This is a genomic window from Lentzea xinjiangensis (genome assembly GCF_900110955.1).
Lineage (GTDB): Bacteria > Actinomycetota > Actinomycetes > Mycobacteriales > Pseudonocardiaceae > Lentzea > Lentzea xinjiangensis.
In genome coordinates, this window is the sequence record NZ_FOFR01000002.1 from 456,460 (window position 1) to 470,052 (window position 13,593).

At 69.6% G+C, this 13,593-nt stretch carries 13 protein-coding genes; 5 read left to right on the forward strand and 8 right to left on the reverse strand.

Annotation, left to right across the window (positions count from 1 at the left end; all coding sequences use genetic code 11):
- Positions 1–10 precede the first annotated feature (10 nt).
- Positions 11–469 carry a YbaB/EbfC family nucleoid-associated protein gene (locus tag BMW88_RS07575; protein ID WP_245777621.1) on the reverse strand — a complete coding sequence of 153 codons (459 nt, stop codon included), beginning with the start codon at positions 467–469 and terminating at the stop codon, positions 11–13.
- 123 nt (positions 470–592) lie between these two features.
- Between BMW88_RS07575 and BMW88_RS07580 the strand changes: the two genes are divergently transcribed.
- Together BMW88_RS07580 and BMW88_RS07585 are read left to right on the forward strand one after the other, a co-directional pair.
- The gene (locus BMW88_RS07580) at positions 593–1,501 is read left to right on the forward strand and encodes an ABC transporter ATP-binding protein (RefSeq protein ID WP_089949864.1); all 909 of its coding nucleotides are present in this window, start codon (positions 593–595) and stop codon (positions 1,499–1,501) included.
- Positions 1,498–2,679, forward strand: coding sequence for an ABC transporter permease (locus BMW88_RS07585; protein WP_089949865.1), 1,182 nt, complete (start codon positions 1,498–1,500; stop codon positions 2,677–2,679). The genes BMW88_RS07580 and BMW88_RS07585 overlap by 4 nt, the downstream gene beginning before the upstream one ends.
- On the opposite strand, the gene BMW88_RS07590 is transcribed toward BMW88_RS07585, so the two are convergent.
- The 4 genes from BMW88_RS07590 to BMW88_RS07605 all read right to left on the reverse strand — a co-directional run bounded on the left by BMW88_RS07590 (position 2,669) and on the right by BMW88_RS07605 (position 7,209).
- A complete protein-coding gene (locus BMW88_RS07590; RefSeq protein ID WP_089949866.1) occupies positions 2,669–3,913 on the reverse strand; it encodes a cryptochrome/photolyase family protein in 1,245 nt (414 codons plus the stop codon). The genes BMW88_RS07585 and BMW88_RS07590 overlap by 11 nt on opposite strands.
- A 228-nt stretch (positions 3,914–4,141) precedes the next feature.
- Complete coding sequence (locus BMW88_RS07595) at positions 4,142–5,455, reverse strand: citrate synthase (RefSeq protein ID WP_089949867.1); 1,314 nt, start codon at positions 5,453–5,455, stop codon at positions 4,142–4,144.
- 225 nt (positions 5,456–5,680) lie between these two features.
- The gene (locus BMW88_RS07600) at positions 5,681–6,613 is read right to left on the reverse strand and encodes a carbohydrate kinase family protein (protein ID WP_089949868.1); all 933 of its coding nucleotides are present in this window, start codon (positions 6,611–6,613) and stop codon (positions 5,681–5,683) included.
- 5 nt (positions 6,614–6,618) lie between these two features.
- Positions 6,619–7,209, reverse strand: a complete 591-nt coding sequence (locus BMW88_RS07605; protein WP_089949869.1) for a TetR/AcrR family transcriptional regulator — start codon at positions 7,207–7,209, stop codon at positions 6,619–6,621.
- A gap of 82 nt (positions 7,210–7,291) precedes the next feature.
- Here BMW88_RS07605 and BMW88_RS07610 point away from each other — a divergent pair, with 82 nt between their 5' ends.
- Positions 7,292–8,431 (forward strand): acyl-CoA dehydrogenase family protein, encoded by a 1,140-nt coding sequence (locus tag BMW88_RS07610; RefSeq protein ID WP_089949870.1) that lies wholly within the window; start codon positions 7,292–7,294, stop codon positions 8,429–8,431.
- Here the strand turns inward: BMW88_RS07610 and BMW88_RS07615 are convergent.
- Positions 8,428–9,639 (reverse strand): amidohydrolase, encoded by a 1,212-nt coding sequence (locus tag BMW88_RS07615; protein WP_089949871.1) that lies wholly within the window; start codon positions 9,637–9,639, stop codon positions 8,428–8,430. The two genes, BMW88_RS07610 and BMW88_RS07615, sit on opposite strands and share 4 nt — an antisense overlap.
- Positions 9,640–9,700: 61 nt before the next feature.
- The gene (locus BMW88_RS07620; RefSeq protein ID WP_089949872.1) at positions 9,701–10,603 is read right to left on the reverse strand and encodes an aldose 1-epimerase family protein; all 903 of its coding nucleotides are present in this window, start codon (positions 10,601–10,603) and stop codon (positions 9,701–9,703) included.
- A 38-nt stretch (positions 10,604–10,641) separates the two neighbouring features.
- Here BMW88_RS07620 and BMW88_RS07625 point away from each other — a divergent pair, with 38 nt between their 5' ends.
- Together BMW88_RS07625 and BMW88_RS07630 are read left to right on the forward strand one after the other, a co-directional pair.
- Complete coding sequence (locus BMW88_RS07625; protein ID WP_089949873.1) at positions 10,642–11,418, forward strand: MBL fold metallo-hydrolase; 777 nt, start codon at positions 10,642–10,644, stop codon at positions 11,416–11,418.
- A complete protein-coding gene (locus BMW88_RS07630) occupies positions 11,415–12,131 on the forward strand; it encodes an AAA family ATPase (protein ID WP_089949874.1) in 717 nt (238 codons plus the stop codon). Before BMW88_RS07625 ends, BMW88_RS07630 begins: the two co-directional genes overlap by 4 nt.
- Before the next feature lie 6 nt (positions 12,132–12,137).
- Here the strand turns inward: BMW88_RS07630 and BMW88_RS07635 are convergent, their stop codons facing one another.
- A complete protein-coding gene (locus BMW88_RS07635; RefSeq protein WP_089949875.1) occupies positions 12,138–13,532 on the reverse strand; it encodes an APC family permease in 1,395 nt (464 codons plus the stop codon).
- Positions 13,533–13,593: the final 61 nt, after the last annotated feature.

Consider the following 13,593-nt stretch of genomic DNA (forward strand, 5'->3'; position numbering starts at 1 on the left):
CCTCCTGCACTCAGGCCATGACGTCGGGCGGGTTGGTGAAGTACTCGTCGTCGGGCCGCGTGTCCTTGCGCTCCAACTCCGACTTCGGTTCTTCCTCGTCGGTTCCGTCGCCCGCGTACCCGTTCGGCATCTGCGCCTTGACGAACTCGAGCGCGAGGCTGTCGCCGACGAAGTCGGTCATGATCTGCACGACCCGGCCGGAGGCGTCCCGCTGCGCCTTGGCCGAGGCCGCCAGCACGGCGGAGGCGATCTCGCTGGGGTCCATGCCGCGGGCCTCCGGCTTGATCTGGAGGCCGGTCAGCACACCCGTCGCGTTGACCGTCACCGTGATCAGGCCGTCCGGGGAGCTGGCGCTCCCGCCCACCCCGCCGAGCTGGTCGCGGGCCTGCTCAGCCTGCTGCTTGGCCTGCTCGATCCTGGCCCCGTACTGCGCGAGCCACTGATCCGGGTTGATGGGCTGCACGGTCACCCCCGTTGAGTGAATTGGTCGTTCGTTCGATTCGCCGTAGACGCCCGTATCGTTTCACCCGTTCCCTGCTCATCGATACTTTGAGCCCGATTACGGCCATCCGGACCAACGAAGGGGTGCACCGTGCCTGAACGAGTGCTGGAGATCGACGGGATCTCCAAGCGCTACGGGGAGGTCGTCGCCCTGCGGGACATGTCGTTCGACGTGCGCGCGGGCGAGCTCTTCGGGTTCGTCGGCAGCAACGGCGCCGGGAAGACCACGACGATGCGCATCGCGCTGGGCGTGCTCGCGGCCGACTCCGGCGAGGTGCGGTGGAACGGCAGAACCGTCGACCTCGACACGCGCCGCCGGATCGGCTACATGCCGGAGGAACGCGGGCTCTACCCGCGGATGAGGGTGCTCGACCAGCTCGTGTACCTGGCCGAGCTGCACGGCATGGGCACCAACGAGGCCCACAAGAGCGCGGAGAACTGGATCGCGCGCCTCGGTCTGCGGGACCGCCGCACGGAGGAGGTGCAGCGCCTGAGCCTCGGCAACCAGCAGCGCGTCCAGCTCGCCGCCGCGCTGGTGCACGAGCCGGACGTGCTGGTGCTCGACGAGCCGTTCTCCGGCCTCGACCCGGTCGCCGTCGACGTGATGAGCCAGGTGCTGCGCGAGAAGGCGTCGGCCGGGGTGCCCGTGGTGTTCTCGAGCCACCAGCTCGACCTGGTGGAACGGCTGTGCGACCGGGTCGGCATCGTGAGCGCCGGCTCGATGGTCGCGAGCGGCACGGTGGACGAGCTGAGGTCCGGCGGGCAGTCCCGGCTCGTCGTCGAGTCGCCGGCGACCGGCTGGGCTGCCACCCTCCGCGGGGTGCGGGTGGTCGAGCAGGACGGGACGCGCTGCGTGCTGGAGCTCGCCGACGGCACCGACGACCAGGCGGTGCTGCACGCCGCGCTCGCCGCGGGGCCCGTGCACGAGTTCTCCCGCCAGCGGCCGTCGCTCACCGAGCTCTTCCGCAACGTCGTCACCACCGAGGGCAGGAGCACATGACACCGGCCCGAGCCGTCTCCCTGGTGGCCAAGCGCGAGTTCGTGGCGAAGGTGCGCACCAGGTCGTTCCTCATCGGCACCGCGGTGATCATCGCGGTGCTCGCCGGGTACGTGGTGCTGCAGTCGCTGCTGTTCGACGACCAGCAGCGCAGCGTCGTGGGCCTGAGCGGGCAGGCGACGCAGCTCGCCCAACCGCTGAAGGACAAGGCGGGGTCGTTCGGCATCGAGGTCGAGACGCGGGACGTCACGACGATGACCGACGCCGAGCAGCAGGTCCGCGACGGTTCGCTGGACGCGCTGGTCACCGGTGCGCCCCCGGCGCTGAAGATGATCGTCAAGGGCTCCGGCGACCAGGTGCTGACGACGGCGCTGAACGACGTGCTGCGCCAGCAGGTGCTCGTCGCGCAGCTCGCCGAGGCGGGCATCACCCCGCAGCAGGTCGCGCAGAACCTGGCGAACGTCAGCGTCGCCGTCACCGCATTGGAACCGGTCGACCCGCAACAGGGCCAGCGCCTCGCGATCGGGCTGGTCGTGGCCGCGCTGCTGTACTACTCGCTGCTGGTCTACGGCACGATGGTCGCGCAGGGCGTGGTCGAGGAGAAGTCCAGCAGGGTCGTGGAGATCCTGCTCGCGACCGTGCGGCCGTGGCAGTTGTTGCTGGGCAAGGTGATCGGGCTCGGCGCGGTGGGTCTGCTGCAACTGCTGGTGATCTCCACCATCGGGCTCGCGCTCTCGTCGGCGTTCGACGTGGTCGACGTGGGAGCGCTGGGCGGCACGGCGCTGCTGACCGGCGTGCTCTGGTACCTGCTCGGCTTCTTCCTGTACGCCACGGTGTTCGCGGCCGCCGCGTCGCTCGTGTCGCGGCAGGAGGAGCTCCAGTCGGTGCTGACGCCGATCAGCATGACGATCATCATCGCGTTCGTCGCCGGCATCAACCTGATGATCGGCAGCCCCTCCGGCCCCACCGTCACGGTGCTGTCGCTGCTGCCGCCGTTCGCGCCGATCCTCATGCCGGGGCGGATGGCGATGGGCGTCGCACCGGCGTGGCAGGTGCTGCTGTCGGTCGTGCTCGCGCTGGCGGCCATCGCGGCGATCACCTGGCTCGGCGGGAAGGTCTACGCGAACGCCGTGCTGAGGACCGGCGCCCGCGTCAAGCTCCGCGAGGCCCTCAGGCTTTGACGGCCTGGTAGCGGTCGAGCGCGACGAGGCGCTCGACCGCGTGGTCGACGATCGGCGGGATGTCCGGGGAGTCCGGCGCGTACCTGCGCACGTACGCGCCGTCCGGGTCGAACTTCCTGGCCTGCGTCACCGGGTTGAAGACGCGGAAGAACGGCGCCGCGTCCGTGCCGCAGCCCGCGACCCACTGCCAGTTGTGCTGGTTCGACGCGAGGTCGCCGTCGATCAGGTGCTCCATGAAGTGCCGCGCACCCCACCACCACGGCAGGTGCAGGTCCTTGACCAGGAAGCTGGCCGTGATCATGCGCACCCGGTTGTGCATGAAGCCCTCCCGCAGGAGCTGGCGCATGCCGGCGTCGACGATCGGGAAGCCGGTGCGCCCCTGCTTCCAGGCCTCGAACAGCTCTTGGTCCTCGTCGTGCCTCATCCGGTCGAACTTGCGGTCGTAGTTCTGGCGCGCGGTCTCCGGCCTGTGCCACAACACGTCCGCGTAGAACTCGCGCCACGCGAGCTCGCTGCGGTACATGCCGTCGCAGTCCTGGAGCAGGGTTCGCGGGTGCAGCACGCCCCACCTGAGGAACGCCGACATCCTGCTGGTCGCGTCGAGGTCCGGCCGGTCGCGGGTCCTGTCGTAGTCCCCGAGCCGTTCGTCGCGGAACTTCTCCCACAACGCGAGCGCGTCCGGCAGCTTCTCCCGCACGGCCGGGATCTCCACACCGCCGTCCGGCTCGATCCAGTCCAGAGTGGACGCGTCGGTGCCGGCGGGCTCGCGCCAGCCGTGGTTCAGCCAGGCGTTGCGGAACGGCGTGAAGACCTTGAACGGCGTGCCGTCCTGTTTGAACACCCGGCCGGGCGCCACGGCGTAGGGCGAGCCGGAGCGGACGAGTTCGATGTCCCCCAACGCTTCTTCGACCGCCTCGTCCCTGCGGCGCCCGTACGGCGCGTAGTCCGCGGAGATGTGGACGCTGTGCGCCCCGATCCCCGCCGCGACGCGCGGAACGACCTCCACCGGGTCGCCGTGCACCACCATCAGGCGACCGCCCAGTTCGTCGTTCAACGCGTGCAGGCAGCGGTGCAGGAAATCGATTCGCGGCTGCCCGGAAGGTTTCAGCAACCTGTCGTCCAGAACGAACAACGCGAGTGCGCGGGGCGACCTTTCTGCGGCCGCGAGAATGGCCGGATGATCGGATGTCCGCAAATCGCGGCGGAACCAGACGAGCGACGGTTCGGAACTCACCGGTCGACGCTAAAGCGAACGGGGCGCACCCGCACAACGGGCGGCGAGCGCCGGTAACCCGATCGCGCGGGCGAACTCGATCGGGTCGTCGGGCGGCACGAGCCAGGCCCCGGTCACGTCCACCGAGCGCACCCCGGCGGGAACGACCGCTCCGTGCGAGCCGCGTACGGCAAAAGGCGCGCCGCCCGAGGCGACGCGCCTTCACCTTGCCGAAAACCTAGCCCGTGATCAGCGGTTCTCCATCGCGACGAAGTCGCGCTCGGTCGGACCGGTGTAGATCTGCCGCGGGCGGCCGATCTTGGTGGCCGGGTCGTTGATCATCTCGCGCCAGTGCGCGATCCAGCCGGGGAGCCGGCCGAGCGCGAACAGCACGGTGAAGAACTTGGTCGGGAAGCCCATCGCCCGGTAGATCAGACCCGTGTAGAAGTCCACGTTCGGGTACAGCTTGCGGGAGATGAAGTACTCGTCGCTCAGGGCGGCCTCTTCGAGCTGCTTCGCGATGTCGAGCAGCTGGTCGTCGGCGCCGAGCTTGCCGAGGATCTCGTCGGCGGTCTTCTTGATGATCGCGGCGCGCGGGTCGTAGTTCTTGTAGACCCGGTGGCCGAAGCCCATCAGGCGGACGCCGTCCTCCTTGTTCTTGACCTTGTTCACGAACGACTTCACGTCGCCGCCGTCGGCCTTGATCTTCTCGAGCATCTCCAGCACCGCGCTGTTCGCACCGCCGTGCAGCGGGCCGAACAGGGCGTTGATGCCCGCGGAGATGGACGCGAAGAGGTTCGCCTCGGACGAGCCGACCAGGCGCACGGTCGACGTGGAGCAGTTCTGCTCGTGGTCGGCGTGCAGGATGAACAGCAGGTCGAGCGCGCGGACCAGGTCCGGGTCGAGGTCGTAGGCCTCTGCCGGGAAGCCGAAGGTCATCCGCAGGAAGTTCTCCACCAGGCCCAGCGAGTTGTCCGGGTAGAGGAACGGCTGGCCGACCGACTTCTTGTACGCGTAGGCCGCGATGGTCGGCAGCTTGGCGAGCAGGCGGATGGTGGAGATCTCCACCTGGTTCGCGTCGAAGGGCGACAGCGAGTCCTGGTAGAAGGTCGACAGGGCCGACACCGCGGAGGACAGCACCGGCATCGGGTGCGCGTCGCGCGGGAAGCCGTCGAAGAAGCGCTTGAGGTCCTCGTGCAGCAGGGTGTGCCTGCTGATCTTCTGCGAGAAGTCCTCGAGCTGGGCGGCGGTCGGCAGCTCGCCGTAGATCAGGAGGTAGCTGACCTCGATGAAGTTCGAACGCGCGGCCAACTGCTCGATCGGGTACCCGCGGTAACGCAGAATTCCGGCGTCACCGTCGATGTAGGTGATCTCGGAGGAGCAGGAGGCCGTGTTGACGAAGCCGGTGTCCAGGGTTACCAGACCGGTGGTCGACAGCAGCTTGCCGAGATCGATGCCGGACGCGCCTTCGGACGCCCGCACCACCTTCATCTCGAGCTCTCCGCCCTCGTGGCGCAGCGCGACGGTCTGTGGGTCGTTCGGCGCAGTCGTCGCGTCGGGCATTCAAGTCCCTCTCAACGCTCGGACGGGGTGGCGGCAGACCGCACTCGGCCTGCCGTCGTCTCGGACCACCCCGTTGGGATCTGAGTCAACAAGTTCACCCACGCTAGTCGGCGGAAGGCCCGCCTCGCAGCAGCGGTGTGAACCGATTCTGAGAGATGGGACCGGCATCACATCCGTAATGCCAGTTTCTAGCGCGGCTCCACCACGGTAGTCCGATCCCGCGCTTTATCCACCCAGCGCGGTGGTGAGTTCGCTCGCAAAGGGGGGCTCGGCGCCCGCGCGTGAACATGTGATCGCGGCGGCCGTTCCGGCGTACGTCAATGCGGCGGTCCATTCATCGGGTGAGAGCGCACGCACCTTCTCGACGCTGAGCGCGTCGTGCTCGCGCAGCCACGCGAGCAGGGCGCCTTGCACCGTGTCGCCCGCCCCGATCGTGTCGACCACGTCCACCTCCACGGGCGGCACGTCGACCTGGTCCGTGGCGGTGATCACCGACAGCCCGTCACCGCCCTTGGTGAGCACCACGGCGGCCGGTCCCTGTGAAATCCACGTCCTTGCGATCTCGATCACGTCGCCGTCCTCGGCGAGCCAGCGGACGTCCTCGACGGAGGCCTTCAGCAGCCCGACGTCCGGCAGCCACGACCGGAACCGCTCGCGGTAGGCGCCCGGATCGTCGATCAGCACCGCCCGGATGTTGGGGTCGAGCGCCGTCAGCAAGCGCTTGCTCTCGCGCCGCAGCACCTTCTCGTAGACCGAGGCGCCGGGTTCGAGGACGAGCGACAGCGTGCCGAACGAGACCGCCTCGACCTCCTCCGGCAGCGGCCCGGGGTCCTCCACGAGCCGGTCGGCGGTGCCCTCGACGTAGAACGCGTAGCGCGCGCTCCCGTCCTCGGCGAGCCCGACGACCGCGAGCGTGGTGTTCTCCGGTCCTCGCTGGACCAGGTCCGTCGCCACGTTCGACGCGTGCAGCCGTTTGACGAGCTGCTCGCCGAAGTGGTCGGTCGACACCCTCGACAGGAAGGCCGCGGGCACGTCCAGGCGCCCGAGCGCCACGGCCACGTTGTACGGCCCACCGCCCAGCTTCGGCGCGAGCGGCGTCAGCTCGGCCTTGCCCATCGGCACCATGTCGACCAGTGCCTCGCCAGCAACCACGATCACCGCATCTACTCCTTCGGAGAAGCACCCGTCCTCTGGAGGCCATCCAACAGCAGTTCGCCCAGTGCGGTGAACGCCTCGGCGTCCGAAACACCTGCCCGCTTCGTGAGCAGTCCGGTCTGGATGCCCTCGATCAGCAGTCCCGCCATCTCGGCGAAGAGCTTCGCGTGCACCTCGCGGAAGACGTGGAGCTCGACGCCGTCCTGGATGAACGCCTTGATGCGCTCGGCGGCGGCACGGGCGTTGCGCTCGTAGGTGGCGCGGGTGGGCGGGAACGCGGAGACGTCGGCGATGAACGCCGCCGAGGCCTTGGTGAGCTCCTCCGCCGCGCCCGCGAGGTAGCTGCCGATGCGCTCGCGCACGTCACCGAGGCCCGCGATGCGCTTCTCGATGCGCTCCGCGGCCCCCTTGAAGTACCGGCCGACCACCCGCACGGCGAGCTGCTCCTTGCTGCCGGCGAGCGCGTAGAGCGTCGACTTCGAGCAGTGCAGCCGCGCCGCGACGTCGTCCAGGGTGAGGTGACCGAACCCCTCCGCGAGGAAGAGGGCCTCCAACCGGGTGAGCAGCTCGGCCTGCCGTTGAGTGAGAGCCCGCGCCATGTGACGACCCTGCCACATACACTGGCTGCTGTACTCGTAGACGTCCTACAGTACAGCCACCAGTACACACCGGAGGTCGACGATGCCCGCCGAGCGGCTGCTCCCCACGCAAGAGGCCGAGGACCTGATCGCGCTGGTCAAGGAGATCGCGCGGGACGAGCTGAAGCCCCACGCGGCGGACGCGGAGGAGAACGAGAAGTTCCCCCGCGAGGCGTTCCGCCTGCTGGGCCGCTCCGGTCTGCTGGGCCTGCCGTACCCCGAGGAGTTCGGTGGCGGCGAGCAGCCCTACGAGGTGTACCTCCAGGCGCTCGAGGAGGTCGCCTCCGCGTGGATGACGGTCGCGGTCGGCCTGTCGGTGCACGTGATGTCCTGCTACGGCCTCGCCACCTTCGGCACCCGCGAGCAGCAGGACCGCTGGCTGCCGGAGATGCTCGAGGGCGAGCTGCTGGGCGGCTACGCGCTGTCCGAGGTCCAGGCGGGCTCCGACCCGGCCGCCATGTCGACCCGCGCCGTCCGCAAGGGCGGCGAGTACGTCGTGACCGGCACCAAGGCGTGGATCACCCACGCCGGCGCCGCCGACTTCTACACCCTGATGGCCCGCACGTCCCCCGACGCGGGACGCGGCATCTCCTGCTTCCTCGCGCCGGGTGAGGCCCAGGGCCTCTCCGCCGCCACCCCCGAGCGCAAGATGGGCCTCACCGGCTCCACCACCGCGCAGCTCCAGTTCGACGACGTCCGCATCGGCACCGACCGCCTGATCGGCAAGGAGGGCGACGGGCTCAAGATCGCACTGTCCGCTTTGGACTCCGGCCGGTTGGGCATCGCCGCCTGCGCCGTGGGCCTGGCCCAGGCGGCCCTGGACGAAGCCGTGTCGTACGCGAAGACCCGCACCCAGTTCGGCCGCCCGATCATCGAGTTCCAGGGCCTCGAGTTCCTGCTCGCCGACATGGCCGCCGCCGTCGAGTCGGCCCGCGCCACCTACGTGCAGGCGGCCCGCCGCCGCGACCGCGGCCTCCCGTTCCGGCAGCAGGCGTCGATCGCCAAGCTCGTCGCCACCGACGCGGCGATGAAGGTGACGACCGACGCCGTGCAGGTCCTCGGCGGCGCGGGCTACACCCGCGACTTCCCGGTCGAGCGCTACATGCGCGAGGCGAAGGTCCTGCAGATCTTCGAGGGCACCAACCAGATCCAGCGCCTCGTGATCGGCAGGGGGCTGCGCTAGCGCCTCTCGCGGTAGAACGGGTCGGCCACGACCCCTTCGCCCCTGCTCTCGTCGAACCGGTAGACCTCACGCCCCTGCACGTACACGTGCAGGGCCCGGCTCATCACGTCCAACGGGTCGCCGGACCAGATGACGACGTCGCCGTCCAGCCCGGGCTTGAGCGCCCCCACCCGGTCGTCCAGGCCCATGATCCTGGCCGGGTTGACCGTGAGCGACCGGATCGCCACGTCGGGGTCGAGCCCCTCCTTGACCGCCAGCGTGGCCTGGTGCACCAGGAAGTGGATCGGCACGACCGGGTGGTCGGTGGTGATCGCCAGCTCCACCCCCGCCCGCGCCAGGATCCCGGGGTTGCGCAGCCCGCGGTTGCGTACCTCCACTTTGGACCGCGAGGTGAACAGCGGCCCGATGATCACCGGGATCCGCTTCTCCGCGATGAGGTCCGCGATCAGGTGCCCTTCGGTGCCGTGGTTGAGGATCAGCCGGTAGCCGAACTCCTCCGACAGCCTGATGGCCGTGGCGATGTCGTCCGCCCGGTGGGCGTGCTGGCACCACGGCAGCTCCCCGCCGAGGACCTTCGCCAGGACCTCCTGGGTGTTGTCGCGGTCGAAGGGCTTCCCGTCCTTCTCCGCCTCGGCCTTGCGGGCCACGTAGTCCTGCGCCCTGGTCAGCTCGTCCCGGATGACCGCGGCGACCCCCTGCCGGGTGGAGGGCAGCTTGCCCTTCTCCCCGTAGACCCGCTTGGGGTTCTCGCCGAGGGCGCTCTTGACGCTGACCGGCTCCTTGACGAGCATCTCGTCGACCGTGCGGCCCCAGCACTTCACGGCCACGGTCTGCCCGCCGATGGGGTTGCCCGACCCCGGCTTGATCACCGCGGTGGTGACCCCGCCGCTCAGCGCGTCGGCGAACCCGAGGTCGGCGGGGTTGATGGCGTCCAGCGCCCGCATCCGCGCCCCGACCGGATCGGTCATCTCGTTGGTGTCCTGCCCGGCCCACCCCTCGGCCTCCTCGTGGACACCGATGTGCGCGTGCGCCTCGACGAAGCCGGGCAGCACCCAGGCGCCGTCGGCGTCGACGACCTCGACCCCGTCGGGGATGTCGACGTCGGCGCCGACAGCGACGATCTTCCCGTCCTGGACGAGGACGGTGCCGCCGTCGACGGGCTCCCCGTCGACGGGGACGACGTAACCGCCGGTGATAGCGATGTTCATGGTTAGCAACGCTAACGGTTGTGACCGCGACCGGCCACCCCCGCCGGTCCGGGCGGAGGCCCTATGAACCCGGCGCCACCAGCGGCCGGATCCCCCACCGGGCTCCCCAGGACTCGCCGGGAGCGATCCGGATCAGGTCGGTCCCGGAGTTCAGGGCGTCCGGCGGGCAGGTCATCGGCTCGACGGCCACGACCCGGCCCCGCCCCGGGTAGGAGTCAGGCGTGAAGACCTGCACCCACCGGAACGCGGGATCGGCCCACACCTCGACCCCGGTACCGTCCCCGGCGACCAGCGAGTGGTGCACCAGGCCGTCCGCGGCGGGCTCACAGCCCCCGAACGGGGTGTCCAGCCGGACGCCGTCGAGCAGCCGCCCCGACCGGAAGTCGAACTCGGTCCCGTCGACGGGGACGGCCGGCCCGGACGGGACCATCCGCTCGACGTCCAGCGGCAGCACCGTGGTGGCGGCCAAGGTCAGCGTGCACGAGTCGGTCGAGGCACGACCGGCGCGCGGGTAGGGGTGCGTCCCCACCCCGAACGGCGTGGCGACGTCGCCGACGTTGTTGACCCCGTGCGTGACCGTGAGCCCGTGGTCGTCCAGGGCGTAGGACACGGTGACCCGCAAAGCGGCTGGCCACCCGGCCTGGGGCTCGATCAACGTCTGCAGGGACACCAGGGACCCGGTGTGCTCCACGACGGACCAGGGGCGGCGGCGCACCAGCCCGTGGATGGCGTTCCCCCGCGCCGGCTCGGTGACCTCCAGCCGCTGGCGGACCCCGTCGAGCACCCAGGACGCCCCTGCCGTCCGGTTGGGCCACGGCACCAGCACCGCACCGGCGCTCATCGGGGGTTTCTCGTCGGGACCGAACGTCTCCACGTACGGAACGCCGTCCACCTCGAATGACCGCAGGCCCGCCCCCACGGTCGTGATCACGGCGGTGGCACCCTCGTACGAGATCCCCAACATGAGGCTGAAGCCTACGGGGCCGACGGGAGGATTCGTCCATGAAGGTTCACCACCTCAACTGCGCGACGATGCGGCCGCCGCTGGTCGCGGGCGGCATCGTGGCGCACTGCCTGCTGATCGAGACCGACCGCGGTCTCGTCCTGGTCGACACCGGGTTCGGCACGCACGAGGTGAGCGACCCGGAGGCGACGATCGACGGGCTGAGCCGCCGGCTGCTCAAGCCCGTGCTCGACATCGAGGAGACGGCGGTCCACCAGGTGCGCAAGCGCGGGTACACCGCCGACGACGTGCGGCACGTCCTGCTCACCCACCTCGACATGGACCACGCGGGCGGGCTGCGGGACTTCCCGAAGGCCACCGTCCACGTGCTCGACACCGAGCTGGCGGCCGCCACCAACCCGAAGGGCGTCAAGGAGCGGGCGCGGTACCCCAAGGCCCAGCGCGAGGGCGTCACCTTCCGGACCCACACCGCGCAGGGCGAGGCGTGGTTCGGGTTCGAGGCCGTCAGGGACGTTCCGGGGCTGCCCGACGACATCCTGATGGTGCCGCTCATCGGCCACACCCGCGGTCACACGGGCATCGCGGTCAAGGGGGACGACGGCTGGCTGCTGCACGCCGGCGACGCCTACTTCTACCGCGGCGAGGTCGAGACGCCGCCCAGCACCATCCTCGCCCTCCGGATCACCGCCAGGCAGACCGAGACGATCCGCGAGCAGCGGCTGTCCAACGTCCAGCGGCTCAGGGAGCTCAAGGAGCGGGGCGAGGCCGAGGTCTTCTGCGCCCACGACCCGGTCGAGCTGGCCAGGCTGGCATGACCTTCATCCGGCAGGTCCGGCTCGACGAAGCCGCGGACACGCACCGGTACCCGTTCACGCTCCCGGTCGTGCGGCACCTGGCCGAGCACCCGCTCGACCTCACCGCACCCGTCACGTTCCTCGTCGGTGACAACGGTGCGGGCAAGTCCACCCTGGTCGAGGCGATCGCGGTGGCCGCCGGGTTCAACGCCGAGGGCGGCACCCAGTCCTTCCGGTTCGCGACGAGGGCGACCGAGTCGTCGCTGGGCGACCACCTCACCCTGAGCTGGGGCACCAGGAAACCCCGCACGGGGTTCTTCCTGCGCGCCGAGTCGTTCTACAACGTCGCCACCGAGATCGACCGCATCGGCGGGGGCATCCACGCCTCGTACGGCGGGAAGTCGTTGCACGAGCGGTCACACGGCGAAAGCTTCATCGACCTGATGACCCACCGGTTCGGCGGCCGAGGGCTCTACGTCCTCGACGAGCCGGAGGCCGCGTTGTCGGTCAAGGGATGCCTCACAGTCCTCAGGCGCATGCACGACCTCGTGCTCGAAGGTTCCCAGTTCATCATCGCCACGCACTCGCCGATCCTGCTCGCCGCGCCCGGCGCGACGATCCTGGAGATCACCGACACGATCGACGAAGTCTCCTACGACACAGCGGAACCGGTCGCGCTCACCCGCAACTTCCTGGACGGGCCCGACCGGTTCCTCAAGCACCTGCTGGACTGAGAACCCCTACTTCGCCAGCTTCTCCGGGTTGATCTCCACCCTGCCGTGCAGCACGCGGTTGATCAGCCACAGCACCAGGCCGGCGAGCAGCAGCCAGCCGGCGATCACGTAGTCGCCCCACGGCCGGCCGGACAGCACCGGCATCGCGAGGTACGCGCACGTGATCGCGCCGAGCACCGGGGCCCACGTCGGCGCGCGGAAGTGCCGGTGCTCGGCCTTCTCCCGGCGCAGCACGAGGCACGCGACGTTGACGATGGTGAAGACGATCAGCAGCAGCAACGAGGTGGTGCCGCCGAGCCTGCCGATGTCCGCGGTGGACACCAGGATCACCGCGACGCCGGTCGTGAAGACGATCGAGATCCACGGCGTGCGGCGGAACGGGTGCACGGTGCCGAAGAACTTCGGGATGATCTTCTCGTTCGCCATGCCGTACAGCAGGCGCGAGGCCATCAGCATGTTGATCAGCGCCGAGTTGATGACGGCCAGCAGGCCGATCAGCGCGAACACCCACAGCGGGAAGCCCGGCGCGCCCACCGTGACGACCCTCAGCAACGCGCCGCTGCCCGCCTTCGCGAGCTCGTCGGACGGGATCAGCAACGACGACGTGATGCCGACCAGCACGTAGATCAACGCCGCGATGGCCATGCCGACCAGCATCGCGCGCGGGAAGATCCGGACCGGGTCGCGGCACTCCTCCGCCATGTTCACCGAGTCCTCGAAGCCGACCATCGCGAAGAACGCGAGCGCCGTCGCCGAGGTGACCGCGAGCAGCACGCTGGAGCCGGACGGCACGTTGATCTCGGTCAGCCGCGCCGGTTCGCCGTCGCCGACCGCGACGGCGTACGCGCCGATCGCGATGATGATGACCAGACCGGACAGCTCGATGAAGGTCAGCACGACGTTGGCCTTGACCGACTCCGAGACGCCGCGGAAGTTGATGACCGCCAGCGCCGCGATGAAGACGATCGCGATGCCCGTGATGACGAGCGACTCCGGGCGCAGCGAGACGTCGAAGAACTCCACCAGCAACTGCCGCAGGTACGTGCGGCCGAAGGCGAGCGCCGCCGAGGACGCCGACGTGATGCCCGAGCACATGACCGCGAAGGCGACCATGAACGTCAGGAAGTGGATCTTGAACGCTCTGTTGGTGTAGAGCGCCGCGCCGGCCGCCCTCGGGTACTTGCCGACGAGTTCCAGGTAGCTGAACGCCGTCAGGAACGCCACCACGAACGCGAGCAGGAAGGGCAGCCACAGCGCGCCGCCGATCTTGCCGGCCACGTTGCCGGTGAGCGCGTAGATGCCGGTACCGAGGATGTCGCCGACGACGAAGAACAACAGGAGCTTCGGGCCGATGGCCCGTTTCAGTTCCGGTTGCTCCGTTTGTGGAGTCGCTTCAGCCATGCCCGGAGATTCTGCACGTTTCGCCTGCGCACCAGCGAGAACGGATCCCGACCTCACCCAT

What these genes read in the sequence shown, in the direction of transcription:
- BMW88_RS07585 (WP_089949865.1), top strand. Translation starts at nt 1,498, where the DNA reads ATGACACCGGCCCGAGCCGTCTCCCTGGTGGCCAAGCGCGAGTTCGTG.
- BMW88_RS07595 (WP_089949867.1), bottom strand. Translation starts at nt 5,455, where the DNA reads ATGCCCGACGCGACGACTGCGCCGAACGACCCACAGACCGTCGCGCTG.
- BMW88_RS07605 (WP_089949869.1), bottom strand. Translation starts at nt 7,209, where the DNA reads ATGGCGCGGGCTCTCACTCAACGGCAGGCCGAGCTGCTCACCCGGTTG.
- BMW88_RS07610 (WP_089949870.1), top strand. Translation starts at nt 7,292, where the DNA reads ATGCCCGCCGAGCGGCTGCTCCCCACGCAAGAGGCCGAGGACCTGATC.
- BMW88_RS07615 (WP_089949871.1), bottom strand. Translation starts at nt 9,639, where the DNA reads ATGAACATCGCTATCACCGGCGGTTACGTCGTCCCCGTCGACGGGGAG.
- BMW88_RS07620 (WP_089949872.1), bottom strand. Translation starts at nt 10,603, where the DNA reads ATGTTGGGGATCTCGTACGAGGGTGCCACCGCCGTGATCACGACCGTG.
- BMW88_RS07625 (WP_089949873.1), top strand. Translation starts at nt 10,642, where the DNA reads ATGAAGGTTCACCACCTCAACTGCGCGACGATGCGGCCGCCGCTGGTC.
- BMW88_RS07630 (WP_089949874.1), top strand. Translation starts at nt 11,415, where the DNA reads ATGACCTTCATCCGGCAGGTCCGGCTCGACGAAGCCGCGGACACGCAC.
- BMW88_RS07635 (WP_089949875.1), bottom strand. Translation starts at nt 13,532, where the DNA reads ATGGCTGAAGCGACTCCACAAACGGAGCAACCGGAACTGAAACGGGCC.